We start from the raw sequence: 17,780 nt of genomic DNA, 5'->3' as shown, positions 1-17,780 counted from the left end.
TATGAACCGTTCAGGTGAGGCGACGTCCGAACCGCTCGGAACAAGGGCATGGACACTGCATCCGCACGGCGTCCGAGCTGGAGCAGCCAACTGATGAACGAGAACGTCGACCTCCGCGTACCAGTCCTCATCGTGGGCGGCTCCCTGGTGGGCCTGTCCGCCTCCCTCTTCCTGGGACGGCTCGGCGTGGAGCACCTGCTGGTCGAGAAACACGCGGCCACCTCGACCCATCCGCGCGGGCGCGGCAACAACGTGCGCACGATGGAGGTCTTCCGGGTCGCCGGTGCGGAGCCCCTGATCCGGGACGCCGCTTCGGTCCTCGCCGACAACCACGGCATCCTGCAGGCGTTTTCGCTGACCGGCGGTGAGCAGGAGTGGCTGTTCAAGGAGATCGACCCCGGTGGCGGGCTCGCCCGCTTCAGCCCGAGCGGCTGGTGCCTGTGCAGCCAGAACGACCTCGAACCGGTGCTGCTGGACCACGCCCGCGAACAGGGCGGTGACCTGCGGTTCTCCAGCGAGCTGATGTCACTCGCCCAGGACGGGTCAGGGGTCACCGCGGTGGTGAAGAACCGCGAGAGCGGTGAGCACACCACTGTGCGCGCGGACTACGTCATCGCGGCCGACGGGCCGCGCAGCCCGATCCGGGAGCAGTTGCGTATCGGCCAGTCGGGTGCCGGTGACCTCTTCCACAACGTGAGCGTCACCTTCAGGTCCCGGCAGCTCGCCGCGGTCGTGGGCGAGCGGCGCTTCATCGTCTGCTATCTGACCAACCCCGAGGCGGACGGTGCGCTGCTGCCGGTGGACAACGAGGAGAGCTGGGTCTTCCACGCCCCCTGGCACCCCGACCGGGGCGAGACGCTGGAGGACTTCACCGACGAGCGGTGCGCCGAGCACATCCGCCGGGCGATCGGCGCCCCCGGTCTCGATGTCGAGATCACCGGCAAGGCGCCGTGGCACGCCGCCGAGCGGGTCGCCGAGCGGTACGCGTCCGGCCGGGTCTTCCTCGCCGGGGACTCGGCCCACGAGATGTCCCCCACCGGGGCGTTCGGCTCCAACACCGGTATCCAGGACGCGCACAACCTCGCCTGGAAGCTCGCCGCGGTGCTCGACGGCTCGGCGGGCCCCGGACTGCTGGAGACCTACGGCACGGAGCGCCTGCCCGTGGCGAGGGCGACCGGCGCACGCGCCTCGGCCCGCTCGGGCGAGCACAGCCACCCCGGCTACGCGCCCGCACCGGAGGCGGGCGGACCGGACGCGGGCGGCGGCCCCGGCGGTCCCCGCGGTCTCGGCGGTGGAAGGAAGGGCGGGATGCTCCCGGTCGTACTGGGCTACCGCTACGTCCACGGTGCCGTGGTGGGCGCGGACCCCGCCGGTCCGGTGGTGCCCGAGGGCATGCGGCTGGCGGGGGAACCGGGTTCGCGCGCACCGCATCTGTGGGTGCGCCGGTCCGGCGAGCGGGTGTCCACCCTCGATCTCTACGAGCGGTCATTCGTGCTGCTGAGCGATGCCGGGGACATGGCCTGGCGCACCGCGGCCGCGCGGGTCGCCGACCGGCTGTCCGTCTCCCTGGACGCCCTCGGCATCGGGGCGGGAACGGGCTCCGACCTGCAGACCGAGGAAGGGACCGACTGGGCCGAGGCCCACGGCGTCACCGCCGGAGGTGCCGTCCTGATTCGTCCCGACGGCTTCGTGGCCTGGCGGTCGGCGGGCCCCGTGCCGGACCCGGAGGCGACCCTGCGCGAGGTCCTCAACTCCGTGCTGTACAGGGTCTGATCGCGCGCTCTCCGGCGTGCGCGGCGGATCAGGTGGCCGCGAGCAGCAGGACGGCGGCCTCCTTGGCGCGGAGTGCCGGTTCGGGCGAGCCCGAGACGGCCGCTGTCGTGATCGCGCCCTCGGCGAGGAGCGCGTACGCGTCCGCGCACACCGCGGGCCGGCCGGTGGCGACGACGAGCCCGGCCACATAGTCGCGAAACGCGCGTTTATGGGTCCGGGCGAGGGTGGTCACCACCGGGTCGACGGCCCCCAGCTCGCCGAAGGAGTTGACGAACGCGCACCCTCGGAAATCGGGCTCGGAGAACCACTGGTGGAGCCAGTCGAAGACGGCCAGGATCCGCGCTTCGGGGGTGGACCGGCTGTTCGCGTACGCGGCCAGCTCTGCTCGCCACCTGGCATCGCGGCGCTCCAGATACGCCTGGAGCAGCGCCGATTTCGAGGGGTAGAGCCGGTAGAGGCGCTTGAGCGGGATTCCGGAGGCGGCCCGGATCTCGTCCATGCCGACGGCCTGGACGCCCTTTTCGTAGAAAAGCCGTTCGGCGGCGTCGAGCAGCCCGTCCGCGGCGTCGCCCGGCCCGCCCTGTGCCTCGGCTGGTTCCACCATGACCTCCGGTTGCGTGAGAACGAGCGTTCTCCTACGCTACTGCACCTGAGGGGAGAACGTTCGTTCTCACCCTCTGGCGCGGCCGAGACACCAGGAGCCCCCATGAGCCCGAAGCCCCCGCTCCCCCCGTTCACCCGGGAGTCCGCGACCGAGAAGGTCCGGCTCGCCGAGGACGGCTGGAACACCCGCGATCCGCAGCGGGTCGCCCTCGCGTACACCGTGGATTCGCGCTGGCGGAACCGCGCGGAACGGGCCACCGGACGCGAGGAGATCGTCGCCTTCCTGACCCGCAAGTGGGCCGGGGAACTCGACTACCGGCTCATCAAGGAACTGTGGGCGTGGGACGGAAACCGCATCGCGGTGCGCTTCGCCTACGAATGGCACGACGACTCGGGCAACTGGTTCCGCTCCTTCGGCAACGAGAACTGGGAGTTCGACGACAACGGCCTGATGCGCGTGCGCCACGCCTGCATCAATGACATGCCCATCGCGGCGTCGGACCGCGCCTACCACTGGCCGCTCGGCCGACGGCCCGACGATCATCCCGGCCTCGGCGATCTCGGGTTCTGACGCCGCCGGAGCATCGGCCGGTCATCCACCGCGCGCCCCCTCTTGCCATGGTCGCGGCATCCTGAATTACTGCTCCCAGGAAGATCGACCGAATGATCGGTCGCCCGCCCGGGGAGAGGAGCATGCGCATGACGGCCCTGCTGGACGCAGCGGAACGACTCGGCCGCGACGAACTGGAGCGGCTGCAACTGGAGCGCCTGCGCGCCACGCTCCGCCATGCGTACGAGAACGTGCCCTTCTACCGTGCGGCCTTCGACGCGGCCGGTCTGCGGCCCGAGGACTGCCGTACGCTCGCCGACCTCGCCCGCTTCCCCTTCACCACCAAGGCCGACCTCCGGGACAACTACCCCTTCGGGATGTTCGCCGTGCCGGAGGAGCGGGTCCGGCGCATCCACGCGTCCAGCGGGACCACCGGTCTGCCCACCGTGGTCGGGTACACGGACCGGGACCTGGACATCTGGGCGGACGTGGTCGCCCGGTCGATCCGGGCCGCCGGGGGCCGTCCGGGGCACAAGGTTCATGTGGCGTACGGATACGGGCTGTTCACCGGCGGGCTCGGGGCGCACTACGGCGCGGAGCGGCTCGGCTGCACGGTCATCCCCGCGTCCGGCGGCATGACGGCCCGGCAGGTGCGGCTGATCCAGGACTTCCGGCCCGAGGTCATCATGATCACGCCGTCGTACATGCTCACGCTCCTGGACGAGTTCGAGCGCCAGGGCGTCGATCCGCGTACCACCGCTCTGAAGGTCGGGATCTTCGGGGCCGAGCCGTGGACCGAGGAGATGCGGCGCGAGATCGAGGAGCGGTTCGCGATCGACGCGGTCGACATCTACGGGCTCTCCGAGGTGATGGGCCCCGGGGTCGCGCAGGAGTGCGTGGAGACGAAGGACGGGCTGCACATCTGGGAGGACCACTTCTATCCGGAGGTCGTCGACCCGTTCACCGGCGAGGTCCTGCCGGAGGGGGAGGAGGGCGAACTGGTCTTCACCTCGCTCACCAAGGAGGCCATGCCGGTGATCCGCTACCGCACGCGGGATCTGACCCGGCTGCTGCCCGGCACGGCCCGGGTCTTCCGGCGGATGGAGAAGGTCACCGGGCGCAGCGACGACCTGGTGATCCTGCGCGGGGTGAACCTCTTCCCGACCCAGATCGAGGAGATCGTGCTGCGTACGCCGGGCGTGGCGCCCCATTTCCAGCTGCGGCTGACCCGGCAGGGGCGTCTCGACGCGCTGACGGTGCGGGCGGAGGCGCGGTCCGGTGCCACGACGGCGGAGCGGGCGGCCGCCGCGCAGTCCATCTCGGCGGCGGTGAAGGACGGCATCGGGGTCTCGGTCGGGGTCGAGATCGTGGACCCCGAGTCGCTGGAGCGCTCGGTCGGCAAGATCAAGCGGATCGTCGACCTCCGGGACGCCGGCTGAACCGGGCGCGGTCGGCGCCTCGGTGCGGTCAGTGCCCCGGGTGCGGTCAGCTTCTTACGGCGGTCAGCGTCGCGTAGACCACGACGTTGCTCCGGTAGCCGGTCTTCTTGGAGTAGCTGCCGCCGCAGGTGATCACTCGCAGCTCGGGGCGTTCGGAGTGGCTGTAGACCTTCTTGTCCGGGAAACCCTTCTTGTCGTACACCTCCACGGCGTCGACGGTGAACACGGCCGTCCGCCGGTCCGCCCGGACGATCTCGACGGTGGCGCCCTTGGCCAGCAACCCGAGCTTCTGGAAAACGCCGGGGCCAAGGCGCGTGTCCACATGCCCGGCGGTGATGGCCGTCCCCGTCGAGCCGGGAGACGTGCCCTCTCCGTACCACCCGGCGAGCAGCGGGTTGTCGTCGGGCGGTGGCCGCAGCGCACCCGCCGCGTCGAGGCCCAGCCTCGTCATGGGGGCGTCGACGCGGAGGGCGGGGATCCGCAACCGCACCGGATCCGACGGGGGCAATGGCCCGACGGCGGGGGACGCGACCGGCGCGGTGCGGGCGGGCACCGTACGGACAGGTACCGTGCGGACAGGCACCGTGCGGGCGGGCGGCGTACGCGGTACGGGGGCGAAGTAGGTCATGGCCATCGGTGGCCACACCGGCTGGACAGTGGGGCGTGCGGCCGGGCCGGTGTGTTCAGGAGCGGTGTGCGCCGGGACCGTTCCGGGGGCGACTCGCAACGGGCCGGTACTCCTCGGTGCCGCCGAGGGAGTCGCCGTGGGAGCTGCCGAGGGGGTGACCGACGGAGTGGTGAACGCCTGGGCGGCCGAGGGCTGCGGCGGCTCGTTGTCGCGGGTCCCGCTGATCACCAGCACGGTACCCGCGAGCAGGGCCCACACAAGATGCTTGGCCGAAGGGGTGAACGAGTGCGGGGATTCGCTGGTCCTGCGCCCGGTTTCCATCGCGTCTGAGCCTGCCTCTGCCTCGCTACGGGGATGTGGGGTCCCTGCCCGGCGGACCGGGCGTACGGACCGGGCCCCAGGACCGATGCGGTGCCCGGGGCCGTACGGCTGTGCGGCGTGGCGGGCCGTCAGGTCCGGGCACCGGCACCGCTCATCCGGCGGCGCATCCTGATCACCCCGCCGCCGACCGCTCCGACGAGCAGCACACCGCCCACGGCGAGCTGGGTGCCCTGGTCGGTGGGCGATCCGAAGCCGGCGGCGACCGAGCCGCTCGGTGCCCGGCCGGTGACCTCGTACGTATCCGTCAGCTTGATCCGGGGCGGGCACTTGACGGTGACGGTGTCGCTGCCCGGCTCGGCCCCGCGCGGGATCTCGAACTGGCCGACGAGCTCGCCCTTGCCGGCACCGGCGAAGAGGTGGAACTCCCCGCCGAGCTCCGAGGTGCCCTTGCCGTAGGTCTCCTTGCCGCAGGCCCGGGTGCTGACGGTGACCGTGGACCCCGGGGAGGCGTTCCCGGGACTGATGCTGACCGCCCGGTCACCGGCGGGACTGTCGGCGGCGACGGCCACCGGCACCGACACCGCGAGGGCACCGATGACCAGGCCGATTCCCGCACCGACGCGTGTGTTGCGCATGAGGATCCTCCAACGGGAGCAGGGTCCGGCCTGTCTGCGCGGCACCTCTGCTGTGCTCCGTTTCCGAGGCAACCGACACCTCGTCACCTCCGCAACATGACCCGTCGCCGCAGGTGTCACTCGGTCAGCCGCAGCGACGGCTCCCGCCTGGTCGTTTACGCAGGTCACCGGCGCGGGGACGACCTCGGTGGAGGAATCGCCCGGCGGACGGCGAACGGGCGTACGGCGCCGGATGCCCGGCCGTGCTCCGCCGGGCGTTCCACTACGGCCGATCGGTGGCGAACCGGTCCCGCAGTTCCCTCTTGAGGATCTTCCCGCTGGCGTTGCGAGGGAGTTCATCCACGAACAGGACCCGTTTCGGGGCCTTGAAGTGGGGGAGCTTCTCGCGGGCGTGGTCGATCAGTTCGGTGTCGGTCGCGGCCCCGCGCAGCACGACGACGGCGGTGACGGCCTCGATCCAGCGCTCGTCGGGCAGCCCGATCACGGCGGTCTCGGCGACCGCCGGATGGGTGTAGAGAGCGTCCTCGACCTGGCGCGAGGCGACGAGCACCCCGCCGGAGTTGATGACGTCCTTCACCCGGTCGACGACCGTGAAGAACCCTTCCGGGTCGCGCACGGCCAGGTCGCCGGAGTGGAACCAGCCGTCGCGAAAGGCCTCCGCGGTCTCCTCGGGCTTGTCCCAGTAGCCCCGGCACAGCTGCGGGGACCGGTAGACCACTTCGCCCGCCGTGCCGTCGGGGACCTCTTCACCGTCCTCGTCGACGACGCGCGCCTCGACGAAGAGGACGGGACGGCCGCAGGAGTCCATCCGGCCCTCGTGCTCACCCGGTCCGAGGACGAGGGCGAGTGGCCCGATCTCGCTCTGTCCGAAACAGTTGTGGAAGGCCAGCTCCGGCAGCCGCTCGCGGAGGCGTTCCAGGACCGGCACCGGCATGATCGACGCCCCGTAGTACGCCTTGCGCAGGGCGCCGAGGTCACGGGTGGCGAAGTCCGGGTGGTTGGACAGTCCGATCCAGACGGTCGGCGGGGCGAAGAGGCTGTCCGCCTGCCCTGCTTCCACCAGGTCGAAGATCCGGTCGGCGTCCGGGGTGTCGATGATGGTGTTCTCGGCGCCGACCGCGAGGTACGGCAGCAGGAACACATGCGTCTGGGCGGAGTGGTACAGCGGCAGGGAGTGCACGGGCCGGTCCTCGGCCGTCAGGCCGAGCGCGGTGATCGCGCTGACGTACTCATGGACGAGCGCCCCGTGCGTCATCATCGCGCCCTTGGGCAGGGCGGTGGTTCCGGAGGTGTAGAGCAGTTGCACCAGGTCATCGGCGCCGGGCGCGCGCTCGGGGACGAAGGGCCTGGCGGTGTCCAGCGCGTCGAGCAGACAGTCCGGCGCGTCGCGCAGCGTGCGGATCGGACGTCCGGCCGGGAGCCGCCCGGCCAGGTCCGGGTCGGTGAGGACGAGGGAGCTGCCGGACTGGCCGAGCAGGTAGGTCAGATCGTCGCCGGTGAGGTTCTGATTGACGGGCACATGGACGAGCCCGGCGCGGGCGCAGGCCAGGAAGGCGATCAGGTACACGTCGGAGTTATGGGCGTAGGAGGCGACCCGGTCGCCGGGGCGCAGGCCGTGCTCGTCCGTCAGTACGGCTGCCGCGGTACTGATCGCGGTGTCCAGGGACCGGTAGGTCCAGGTCCGACCGGCGTACCGGACGGCGGTCCGTCCGGGGGTCCGCCGTGCGCTGCGGGTCACGACACCGTCGACTGTGCTGCTTCGTACACCTGTCATGGCGTGATCCTGAGCGGCCACGTCCGGGGGGTCAAGAGGCTGGATAGCGATCAACCGGTTGACAGGCGTACGGGTCTGCTGGCTGAGTGGCGCGAGGCCGCCCGGACACTCGGGCAACCCTCTTTCCCGTCCTCACAGTTGGGAGAAGCCTTGTCCCTCCGTAACCGACTGAGAATGCTCGCGGTCGCCGGTCTCGCGCTGTTCAGCGTGTCGGCGTCGCTGCCGCCGGCCGCCGCCGGTACCCCGCACGAACGGCATCCGTCCGGCGGTGGTCTCTCCGCCGTCATCCGGTACACCGAGTACGGCATCCCGCACATCGTGGCGAAGGACTACGCGCATCTGGGCTTCGGCAACGGCTGGGCGCAGGCGGCCGATCAGGTGTGCACCCTGGCCGACGGATTTCTCACGGTGCGCGGCGAACGGTCCCAGTACTTCGGTGCGGACGGGGCGCCGGACGGTTCGCTGTCCTCGGCGGCCAAGAACCTGTCCAGCGATCTGTACTTCCGCGGGGTACGCGAGAGCCGCACCGTGGAGAAGCTGCTGGAGGTCCCCGCACCGGCGGGTCCGAGCCGTGACGTGAAGGAGTCGATGCGCGGTTTCGCGGCCGGGTACAACGCGTGGATCAAGCAGAACCGCATCACCGATCCGGCGTGCCGCGGCGCCTCCTGGGTACGGCCCGTCACCGCGCTGGACGTGGCGGTCCGGGCCTTCGCGTTCTCGGTACTCGGCGGGCAGGGCCGGGGCATCGACGGCATCACGGCCGCGCAGCCGCCGTCCGCCGCACCGGCGCAGCCGGGAGTGACGCCGGATGAGGCCGCGGCGGCGGCCGAGCGCCTGCTGTCCACACAGAACGCGGACATGGGGTCCAACGCCGTCGCCTTCAACGGGACCAGCACGGCGAACGGGCGCGGACTGCTCCTCGGCAACCCGCACTACCCGTGGCAGGGCGGACGCAGGTTCTGGCAGTCGCAGCAGACGATTCCGGGCGAACTGAACGTCTCCGGCGGCTCGCTGCTCGGCTCGACGACGATGTCGATCGGCCACAACGCGAACATCGCGTGGAGCCATACGGTCGCCACGGGGGTCACGCTCAATCTGCATCAGCTCACCCTGGATCCGGCCGACCCGACCGCGTATCTGGTGGACGGCGTACCGGAGCGGATGACGAAGCGCACGGTATCGGTGCCGGTGAAGGGCGCCGCCGCGGTGACGCGCACCCAGTGGTGGACCCGGTTCGGGCCGGTCGTCACCGCGCTCGGCGCCGGGCTGCCGCTGCCGTGGACGGCGAGCACCGCGTACGCGCTCAACGACCCGAACGCGGCGAATCTGCGGGCGTCCGACACCGCGCTCGGTTTCAGCAAGGCGCGCGACACCGCCGGTGTCCAGGACGCGCTGCGCCGGACACAGGGCCTGCCCTGGGTGAACACGATCGCCGCCGACTCCGCCGGGCACTCCTTCTTCTCCCAGTCACAGGTGCTGCCGAGGATCACGGACGAGCTGGCCCAGCGCTGCTCGACCCCGCTGGGCCGGGCCACCTACCCCGCGTCCGGGCTCGCGGTGCTGGACGGCTCGAAGAGCGACTGCGCGCCGGGGTCGGACCCGGACGCGTTGCAGCCGGGAATCTTCGGCCCGAGCCGGATGCCGACCCTGAAGGACACCCCGTACGTCGAGAACTCCAACGACAGCGCCTGGCTGACGAATGCCGCGCGGCCGCTCACGGGCTACGAGCGGGTCTTCGGCACCATCGGCACGAACCGCTCGATGCGTACGCGCGGGGCGATCGAGGACGTGTCGGCGATGGCGGAGCGGGGACGGCTCCGCGTCGCGGATCTTCAGCGCCAGCAGTTCGCCAACCGCGCGCCCGCCGGTGACCTGACGGCCGCCGACGTGGCGGCGGCCTGCTCTGCGCTGCCGGGCGGCACCGCGGTGGGTACCGACGGTTCACCGGTCGATGTGTCGGCGGCGTGCCCGGTGCTGCGGCGCTGGGACCGAAGCGTGGACACCGACAGCCGGGGCGCGCTGCTCTTCGACCGCTTCTGGCGCGGGGCGGCGAAGGTGCCCGCGGCCCAGTTGTGGAAGGTGCCGTACAGCCCCGCCGATCCGGTGCGGACCCCGAACACCCTCAACACCTCGGCTCCCGGGGTGACGGCGGCGCTCGCCGACGCCGTGGCGGAGCTGCGGTCGGCGGGCATCGCCCTGGACGCCCCGCTGGGCGATCACCAGTTCGTCGTACGCGGCGAAAAGCGCATCCCGATCGGCGGCGGTACGGAGTCGCTGGGCATCTGGAACAAGACGGAGCCCGTGTGGAACGCGGCGGGAGGCGGCTACACCGAGGTGTCGGCCGGCTCCAGCTACATCCAGGCGGTCGGCTGGGACGGCAGTGCGTGCCCGGTGGCCCGGACGCTGCTGACGTACTCCCAGTCCTCGAACCCGACGTCGCCGCACTTCAGCGACCAGACCCGGCTGTACTCGGGTGAGCGCTGGGTGACGTCACGGTTCTGCGAGAAGGACATCGCGCGCTCGCCGGAGCTGCGGGTGGTGCGGGTGCGCGAGCACCGCTGATCCGGAAAGGTCCTGGGGGCGGGGCCCGCCCCTCCCCCAGGACCTGATCGCCGGTTCACAGGGCGCGTGCGCGGCCCTCCCAGTACGGGTCGCGCAGGCGTCGTTTGTACAGCTTGCCGTTGGGGTCGCGGGGCATCGCGGCGATGAAGTCGACGCTCTTGGGCCGCTTGAACCCGGCGAGCCGCTGTTCGCAGTGGGCGAGGATCCCGGCGGCGAGCGCGTCCCCGGGCTCGAAGCCCTCGGCCGCTTCGACGACGGCCTTGACCTGCTCCCCCCAGTCGCTGTGCGGGATGCCGAAGACGGCCGCGTCGGCGACCGCGGGGTGGGCGAGAAGGGCCGCCTCGATCTCGGCGGGGTAGATGTTGACCCCGCCCGAGATGATCATGTCGATCTTGCGGTCGCGGAGGAAGAGATAGCCGTCCTCGTCGAGAACGCCCAGGTCACCGACGGTGAAGAAGTCGCCGATGCGGTTCTTCCGCGTCTTGGTCTCGTCCTTGTGGTACGTGAAGCCGCCGGTGCTCATCTTCATGTAGACGGTGCCCAGTTCACCGGGCGCCAGACGGTTCCCGTCGTCGTCGAAGACGGCCAGTTCACTGATGGGCCAGGCTTTGCCGACGGTTCCCGGCTTCTTCAGCCAGTCCTCCGCGGTGGCGAAAGCGCCGCCGCCCTCACTGGCCGCGTAGTACTCCTCGACGCACCGCCCCCACCAGTCGATCATGGCGCGCTTGACGTGGTCGGGGCAGGGGGCGGCGCCATGGATGGCGTGCCGCATCGACGTGACGTCGTAGCGCCGCTTCACCTCGTCGGGGAGGGCGAGGAGGCGGTGGAACTGGGTGGGGACCATGTGCGTGTGCGTGCAGCGGTGCGCGTCGATGACCCGGAGCATCTCCTGCGGTGCCCATCTGTCCATCAGGACCAGCGGGTGGCCGATGTGCAGGGCCGCGCCCGCGAACTGGAGCACGGCCGTGTGATAGAGCGGTGAGCAGACCAGATGCACGTTGTCGTCGAACGGTTTGATGCCGAAGATGCCCAGGAAGCCGCCGAGGTGGCTCTCCTCGGGGAGTTTTCCGGAGAGCGGCCGCCGGATGCCGCGAGGGCGGCCGGTGGTGCCCGAGGTGTAGTTCATGACCCAGCCCAGCGTGCGGTCGCCGGGCGGGGTGTCCGGCCGGCCGTCGAGCAATTCCGCGTACGGGCGGCAGCCCTCGACCGTGCCGACGGCGTAGCGATGGGTGGCGGGCAGATTCGCCTCGTCGGCGGCGGCGGTCGCGGCGTCCGCGAACCGTTCGTGCGCGATCAGGACCTTGGCCCCGGAGTCCGCGACGATCCAGGCGATCTCGGGGCCGACGAGGTGGTGGTTGACGGGGACCAGATAGAAACCGGCCTGGGAGGCGGCGAGATAGGCGGTGAAGAACTCCACGCCGTTGGGCAGGACGACGGCGAACGCGTCGCCCCGCCCGAGGCCCGCGGCACGCAGTCCGTGGACCATGCGGTTGGCGGCGGCGTGCAATCGGCCCGCGCTCCATTCCTCGCCGTCGGGTGCGACGAGGACGGTGCGGCCGGGGTCCGCGGTGGCCTGGGCCCAGAAGCCGTTGGGGGGTTGGTTCATGACGCGCTCCGTCCGGCGATGCGGTTGATCCGGTCCACTGCGCGCTCGAAGCCGCTGGTCAGGTCGTCGAAGACCGCCTGGACGCCGCGTTCGGCGTTCATCCGTCCGACGATCTGCCCGACCGGTGTGCCGAGCAGGGCCCCGATCTCGTACTTCTGGATCCGGGAGACCGCTTCGGCGACCAGGAGCCCCTGGAGCGGCATGGGCAGGGTGCCGGGTCCGGCGGCGTCGTCCCAGGCGTCGGTCCATTCGGTACGCAGCTGACGTGCGGGTTTCCCGGTGAGGGCGCGGGAGCGCACGGTGTCGCCGGAGCCCGCGTCGAGGAGTTTGCGGGTCAGGGCCGGGGAGTGGAGGTCGGCCTCTTCGGTGGTGAGCCAGAGGGAGCCGAGCCATACGCCCTGTGCGCCCAGGGCGAGTCCGGCGGCGATCTGCTCGCCGCTGCCGATGCCTCCGGCGGCGAGGACGGGCAGCGGGCCGACGGCGTCGACCACTTCGGGGACCAGCACCATGGAGGCGATCTCTCCGGTGTGGCCGCCCGCTTCGTATCCCTGGGCGACGACGATGTCGATGCCCGCTTCGGCGTGCCGCCGGGCGTGTTTGGCGCTGCCCGCGAGGGCGGCGACGAGCACACCGTGGTCGTGGGCGCGGCTGACCACGTCCGGAGGTGGGGAGCCGAGGGCGTTGGCGAGGAGCTTGATCGGGTAGTCGAAGGCCACGTCGAGCTGGTTGCGGGCGACCTCTTCCATCCAGCCGGTGATGCGCCAGCCGGACGCCTCGCCCTCCGCGAGGTCGGGGACGCCGTGTGCGGCGAGGGTGTCCGCGACGAATGTGCGGTGTCCGTCCGGGATCATCGCCTCGACATCCGCCTCGCTGACCCCTTCCACCTTCTTGGCCGGCATGACGACGTCCAGGCCGTACGGCTTGCCGTCGACGTGCTCCGTCATCCAGTCGAGGTCACGTGCCAGGTCGTCCGGGGCGGTGTACCGGACCGCTCCGAGCACCCCCAGACCGCCGGCTCTGGTGATGGCAGCGGCGACCGCGGGGAACGGCGTGAAGCCGAAGATGGCGTGCTCGATCCCCAGTTTTCTGCTCAGCTCCGTCTCCATGGGCGGCAGGATGCCGCAGCCGGACAACCGAAGGAAGAGATTTTCTGATGCTGTGTCAGATTCTTTGTGCCGCCGGGGCCGTACGGGGCGGCAGGGGTACCAGTAATCTCGGCGACGGCAAGAAGTTTCACTCTTCGACCGACTTTTCGAAAGTTACTTTCGCGCGGGCTGCCACGCGGGTGCCGCCCCGTGGATGCCCCCACACGCTGGAGGGGTTGCGGATGACCGGGGACGCGACAGGGAGCGGATTCAGCCGCCGGAGACTGGGCGGCGGGATACTGGCCCTGGGCGGAGCACTCGCCCTCGCACCGATCCCCCTCGCGGGAACGGCGGCCGGTGCGGAACCGGGCACAGGAACGGGCATGGGTACGGGTGTGGGTACGGATTTGGACGCGGGACCGGGGCCGGCTTCGGGGCGCCCCACGCTGCGACGCGGTTCCGCCGCCCGCGCCGGACTGCTCCGGGGACAGCTGGACCAGCTCGTCACCGACGCGGAGAAGTACCTCACCGACTCCCCCAAGCACCCCTGGTACGCGGGTGCGGTTCTGCTCGCCGGACGCGGCGGCACGGTGGCTCTGCACCGGCCGATCGGCAAGGCGGTGCGCTATGCCGCGTACGACGAGAAGACCGACACGGGTGTGGAGTTGCCGGCGGAGCAGCAGATCGCGATGGCCGAGGACACCGTCTTCGACCTCGCCTCGGTCTCCAAGCTCTTCACCTCGATCCTGGCCGTGCAGCAGATCGAGCGGGGAGCGCTGGAGCTGGAGGCTGCGGTCGCCTCGTATCTCCCGGACTTCGCGGGCGGCGGCAAGCAGGGCATCACGGTCCGCCAGCTGCTGACGCACACATCAGGCTTCCGGTCGTGGATCCCCCTCTACAAGGAGCCGACCCGGGAGGGAAAGCTGCGGCTGCTGTGGAACGAGGTGCCCGCGAGCGCACCGGGCAGCACCTATCTCTACTCCGACCTGAATCTGATCTCGCTGCAACTGATCCTGGAGAAGATCACCGGCCGCGCCCAGGACGAGCTGCTCCGCGACGAGATCACCGCTCCACTGGGGATGCACCGCACTCGCTACAACCCGCCGGCCTCCTGGAAGCCGAAGATCGCCGCCACCGAGGACGCCCGGCTGCCGTGGTCGGGCCTGGAGCGCGGGCTCGTCTGGGGCGAGGTGCACGACGAGAACGCGTACAGCCTGGAGGGGGTCGCGGGCCACGCCGGGGTGTTCTCCTGCGCCTGGGACCTGGCGATCCTCGCCCGTACGCTGCTCAACCGCGGGGTCTACGGCCGCTCCCGGATCCTGTCCGAGGAGTCGGTGGAGCTGATGTTCACCGACTTCAACACCGCGTTCCCGGGCGATGAGCACGGTCTCGGCTTCGAGCTCTACCAGCACTGGTACATGGGAGCGATGGCCACCCCCCGCACCGCGGGCCACACCGGCTTCACGGGCACCAGCCTGGTCCTGGACCCGTCGACCGACTCGTTCCTCATCGTGCTGGGCAATTCGGTGCATCCCGTACGCAATTGGCGTTCCGGAAGTGCGCCCCGGGTTGCCGCGGCCAACCGGATGGCACGGGCGGTCCCGGTGCGGCCCGCCCGGGGGCACACCGCCTGGTTCTCCGGCATGGCGAGCGCCGCCACCGCCACGCTCGCGCTGCCCGCGCTGCGCCTGGCGTCCGCGCGGGCCGAGGTGAGCTGTGCGCTGTGGTGGGACACCGAGCCCGGCTCCGATGCCCTCGCCCTGGAGCTGTCGGCGGACGCGGGGGCGAGCTGGCAGCCGGTGCCGTTCAGCACCGTCGCGACGGGCTCCGGCCCGGACCGGCAGCCCGAACACCGCCCGACGGGCTCGGTTTCCGGCTGGTCGGGTCGCCGCTGGCACCGGCTGGCGGCGGATCTGGCCGCCTGGCGCGGCAAGGAGGTGCGCCTGCGGTGGCGTTACACCACGGACCAGCTGTATGTGGGGCGCGGCGCGTACGTGGACGGCATCCGGGTCCGGGACGGCGGCCGCACGGTCTTCGACGAGTCGAGGCCTCGGGACGCCGGGCGGATCGAGGCATCCGGCTGGACGGCGTCGGCCGACTGAACCGGGTGAGCCGGGTGAGCCGGGTGAACCGCACGAGGCCGACCGGCCGGACGCGTGCTCACCGCACCCGCGCCCGCACGCTCACGCCACCGGTGCGGGCGCCGGTGGCGTTGCCGGTGACGGTGCGGGCGTCGGTGACGGCACCCGTACCGGCGCCGGTGCAGTCGACTTGCGTACCACCAGCCGGGGGCGGATGAGCAGCGAACGTCCCGCCGAGGGCGCCGAGTCGATCCGGGCCCTGAGCTGCTGGAACGTCTCCGCGGCCATCTCGGGGAGCGGCTGGCGGACCGTGGTGAGCGGCGGTTCGAACAGGTCCGCGAGCAGGATGTCGTCGAAGCCGACGACCGAGATGTCCTTTCCGGCACTGAGTCCGGCGTCCTTGGCACCGCGGCAGATCCCGATCGCGCACATGTCGTTGATCGCGACGAACGCGGTGGGCGGACGGGGTCCGCCCAGCAGCTCGCGAGCCGCGTTGCGGCCCAGCTCGGCGGCGTCCTTGTCCCCGAACTCGGCGGTCTCCGCACCGGGCCACACGATCGCGTCGGCCGGATCGAGACCGGCCGACTCCAGGGCGGCCCGGAAGCCGCGCAGCCGCTCGCGGCGGTTGACGCTGTTGACGGAGCCGGAGACGAAGGCGAGCCGCCGGTGACCGAGTTCGATCAGGTGACGGGTGGCGAGCTCGGCCCCCATGGCGTTGTCCACGCTGATACTGGCCAGCGACGCCGGGTCGCCCGCCTGGGCCGTGCGGTCGAAGGCGACCATCTTCAGACCCCGGCTGAGCAGCGGCGCGACATGTTCGAGCGAGGGCAGTGAGGAGCAGAGCACCACACCGCTCACCCCGTCGGCGAGCAGTTCCTCGCCGTACTTGAGCTCACGGGCCGGATCGCGCTCGCTGTTGCAGAGCAGGACGTGATAGCCCTCGGCGAGCGCGATGGCCTCCAGCTCGCGGGCGAGAGCCCCCCAGAAGGGGTTGGCGACGGACGGCACGATGAGGCCGATCACCTTGATCCGGCCCGTGCGCAGCATCCGTGCCGCCCGGTTGGGCCGGTAGTTCAACTGCTCGATGGCCTGCTCGACACGGGCCAGGGTCGCCGCCTGCATACGGTCCGTGCGCCCGTTGAGGACGTTGGAGACCGTGCTCGCGGACACCCCCGCAGCCGCCGCAACCTGATGGATCGTAACCCCGCTCATGCCACCTCCGGTTCGGAACGACCTGCCGATCATAGTGTATCGATTTACTTAACTCTCTCCATCGATACACCCGTTAACTTTCCTGAAAAATTGTTGTGCATCAGCTGTTGACGTCGCTCTCGCAGCGTTCCTAGTCTCAGTGCATCGATTTACCAGCACTTCCCAGCCATGGCTGGGACACCATCGCTGGATCGATCCACAGCTTCCACCTCAAAAGGGGTGTCCCATGGAACTCAACAGACGGTCGCTGCTCGCTGTCATCGGCGCGGGCACCGCCGCGGCCATCACCGGCTGCGGCACCGGCTCCACGTCGGCCGGCTCGGCCGACGGCCCCGCCGAGGGTGAGATCACACTGCTCACCCCGATCTACGAAGGCGCCAAAGGCAAGACGCTGCTGGAGGGGAAGATCCTCGGCGGGTTCCGGAAGAAGTATCCGGACGTCAAGGTGAACGTGGACTACACCACGTACGCCCAGCTGAACGAGAAGATCACCACCGGTCTCGCGGGCGGGCTGCTGCCCGACGTCCTGATGATGGGTGTTGGCTGGATACCGCCGTTCGCCGCCAAGAAGGCGATCGCCGAGCTGCCGGAGAAGCTGGCCACCGCGCACGACTACGAGAAGCGGGTGCTGGAGCCGTCCCGTTACGACGGCAAGCTCTACGCGCTTCCGGTGGTGCTGGACACCCGCATCGTGGTCTACCGCAAGGACCACTTCGCGGAGGCCGGGATCAAGAAGCCCCCGGCCAACTGGGCCGAGCTGCGTGCCGTGGCCAAGCAGCTGACGAGGGACGGCCGGATCGGATTCGACCCGTTCTCCATCGAACTGCGCCAGTGCTGGGAGACCTTCCTCTTCGCCAACGGCGGCCGGCTGTTCAGCGAGGACGGCAAGAAGGTGCTGTTCAACGACGCCCGCGGGGTCGAGGCCCTGCAGTTCTTCAAGGACCTGATCAAGGACGGTTCGGCGGTCTACGCCAAGAAGACGGAGCTCGGCGCACCGACGAACGTAGCGACCGGCAAGGCCTCGATGATGATGACGACGAGCGCGCTGTGGGTCCAGGTCACGGAGCAGAACCCGGAGCTGATCAAGGAGGACAAGCTGGGCGCGTTCGTCCTGGCCAACCGCAAACCGGCGATGCTCCAGGGCGGCACCCTCGTCACCCAGTCCGCGAGCTCCAAGCACCCGGCGGCGGCACGCGCGCTGGTGGAGTACCTCGCGACGCCCGAATCGATCCTCGGCGCGGCGTCGCAGCGCGGTTCGGTGCCCGGTCTGCGCGACCTCAACGACTCCAGCTATGTGAAGGAGAACCAGTTCGTCGACCTCTCCTTGCAGAACCTCCAGCACGCCGTCTCCGAGGGCGGCACCGCCGCCTGGATGGAGATCCGCGAAAAGATCAAGCCGACGCTGGAGCCGGCGATCGTGGGCGACCAGTCCGCGAAGGACGCCATCGCGGAACTCGGCCGGCTCGCCGAGGCCGCCATCGGCCGGATGTGAGGACCCGTCACTGTGGGAG

General features: G+C 70.6%; 12 protein-coding genes and 1 pseudogene. 6 read left to right on the top strand and 7 right to left on the bottom strand.

Features of this window, described 5'->3' with window-relative positions; genetic code table 11:
- Window positions 1-93 precede the first annotated feature (93 nt).
- A complete protein-coding gene (locus OG413_RS37515; RefSeq protein WP_266814265.1) occupies window positions 94-1,773 on the top strand; it encodes an FAD-dependent monooxygenase in 1,680 nt (559 codons plus the stop codon).
- 28 nt (window positions 1,774-1,801) lie between these two features.
- Here the strand turns inward: OG413_RS37515 and OG413_RS37510 are convergent, their stop codons facing one another.
- Window positions 1,802-2,377, bottom strand: coding sequence for a TetR/AcrR family transcriptional regulator (locus OG413_RS37510; protein WP_266813542.1), 576 nt, complete (start codon window positions 2,375-2,377; stop codon window positions 1,802-1,804).
- A gap of 102 nt (window positions 2,378-2,479) precedes the next feature.
- Here OG413_RS37510 and OG413_RS37505 point away from each other — a divergent pair, with 102 nt between their 5' ends.
- Both OG413_RS37505 and paaK read left to right on the top strand, forming a co-directional pair.
- The gene (locus OG413_RS37505) at window positions 2,480-2,947 is read left to right on the top strand and encodes a nuclear transport factor 2 family protein (RefSeq protein WP_266813540.1); all 468 of its coding nucleotides are present in this window, start codon (window positions 2,480-2,482) and stop codon (window positions 2,945-2,947) included.
- A gap of 128 nt (window positions 2,948-3,075) precedes the next feature.
- On the top strand, window positions 3,076-4,365 hold the full coding sequence (gene paaK / locus OG413_RS37500) for a phenylacetate--CoA ligase PaaK (RefSeq protein WP_266813538.1): 1,290 nt from the start codon (window positions 3,076-3,078) through the stop codon (window positions 4,363-4,365).
- Window positions 4,366-4,411: 46 nt separating this feature from the next.
- Here the strand turns inward: paaK and OG413_RS37495 are convergent.
- From OG413_RS37495 to OG413_RS37485, 3 genes and pseudogenes are all read right to left on the bottom strand, one after another.
- A pseudogene (locus tag OG413_RS37495) lies at window positions 4,412-4,888 on the bottom strand (class F sortase); the annotation flags it as partial.
- 554 nt (window positions 4,889-5,442) lie between these two features.
- Window positions 5,443-5,949: a sortase gene (locus OG413_RS37490; protein WP_266813536.1), complete on the bottom strand. Its 507-nt coding sequence runs from the start codon at window positions 5,947-5,949 to the stop codon at window positions 5,443-5,445.
- Window positions 5,950-6,211: 262 nt separating this feature from the next.
- A complete protein-coding gene (locus OG413_RS37485) occupies window positions 6,212-7,723 on the bottom strand; it encodes an acyl-CoA synthetase (protein WP_266813534.1) in 1,512 nt (503 codons plus the stop codon).
- A gap of 150 nt (window positions 7,724-7,873) precedes the next feature.
- Here OG413_RS37485 and OG413_RS37480 point away from each other — a divergent pair, with 150 nt between their 5' ends.
- Window positions 7,874-10,285 carry a penicillin acylase family protein gene (locus tag OG413_RS37480; RefSeq protein WP_266813532.1) on the top strand — a complete coding sequence of 804 codons (2,412 nt, stop codon included), beginning with the start codon at window positions 7,874-7,876 and terminating at the stop codon, window positions 10,283-10,285.
- 55 nt (window positions 10,286-10,340) lie between these two features.
- On the opposite strand, the gene OG413_RS37475 is transcribed toward OG413_RS37480, so the two are convergent.
- Together OG413_RS37475 and OG413_RS37470 are read right to left on the bottom strand one after the other, a co-directional pair.
- Window positions 10,341-11,891, bottom strand: coding sequence for an acyl-CoA synthetase (locus OG413_RS37475; protein WP_266813530.1), 1,551 nt, complete (start codon window positions 11,889-11,891; stop codon window positions 10,341-10,343).
- Window positions 11,888-12,997 (bottom strand): nitronate monooxygenase, encoded by a 1,110-nt coding sequence (locus OG413_RS37470; RefSeq protein WP_266813528.1) that lies wholly within the window; start codon window positions 12,995-12,997, stop codon window positions 11,888-11,890. The genes OG413_RS37475 and OG413_RS37470 overlap by 4 nt, the downstream gene beginning before the upstream one ends.
- 221 nt (window positions 12,998-13,218) lie before the next feature.
- On the opposite strand from OG413_RS37470, the gene OG413_RS37465 reads away from it, so the two are divergent.
- Entirely contained in the window at window positions 13,219-15,078 is a 1,860-nt protein-coding gene (locus OG413_RS37465) for a serine hydrolase (protein WP_266813526.1), read from the top strand.
- 81 nt (window positions 15,079-15,159) lie between these two features.
- Here OG413_RS37465 and OG413_RS37460 read toward each other — a convergent pair whose 3' ends face one another.
- Window positions 15,160-16,269: a LacI family DNA-binding transcriptional regulator gene (locus OG413_RS37460; RefSeq protein WP_266813524.1), complete on the bottom strand. Its 1,110-nt coding sequence runs from the start codon at window positions 16,267-16,269 to the stop codon at window positions 15,160-15,162.
- Between the two features lie 226 nt (window positions 16,270-16,495).
- On the opposite strand from OG413_RS37460, the gene OG413_RS37455 reads away from it, so the two are divergent.
- Complete coding sequence (locus OG413_RS37455; RefSeq protein WP_266813523.1) at window positions 16,496-17,761, top strand: ABC transporter substrate-binding protein; 1,266 nt, start codon at window positions 16,496-16,498, stop codon at window positions 17,759-17,761.
- Window positions 17,762-17,780 lie beyond the last annotated feature (19 nt).

This window comes from Streptomyces sp. NBC_01433 (assembly GCF_026340105.1).
Classification (GTDB): domain Bacteria; phylum Actinomycetota; class Actinomycetes; order Streptomycetales; family Streptomycetaceae; genus Streptomyces.
Note: the sequence above shows the minus strand (reverse complement) of the source record. Positions and strands in the feature narration are given on the sequence as shown.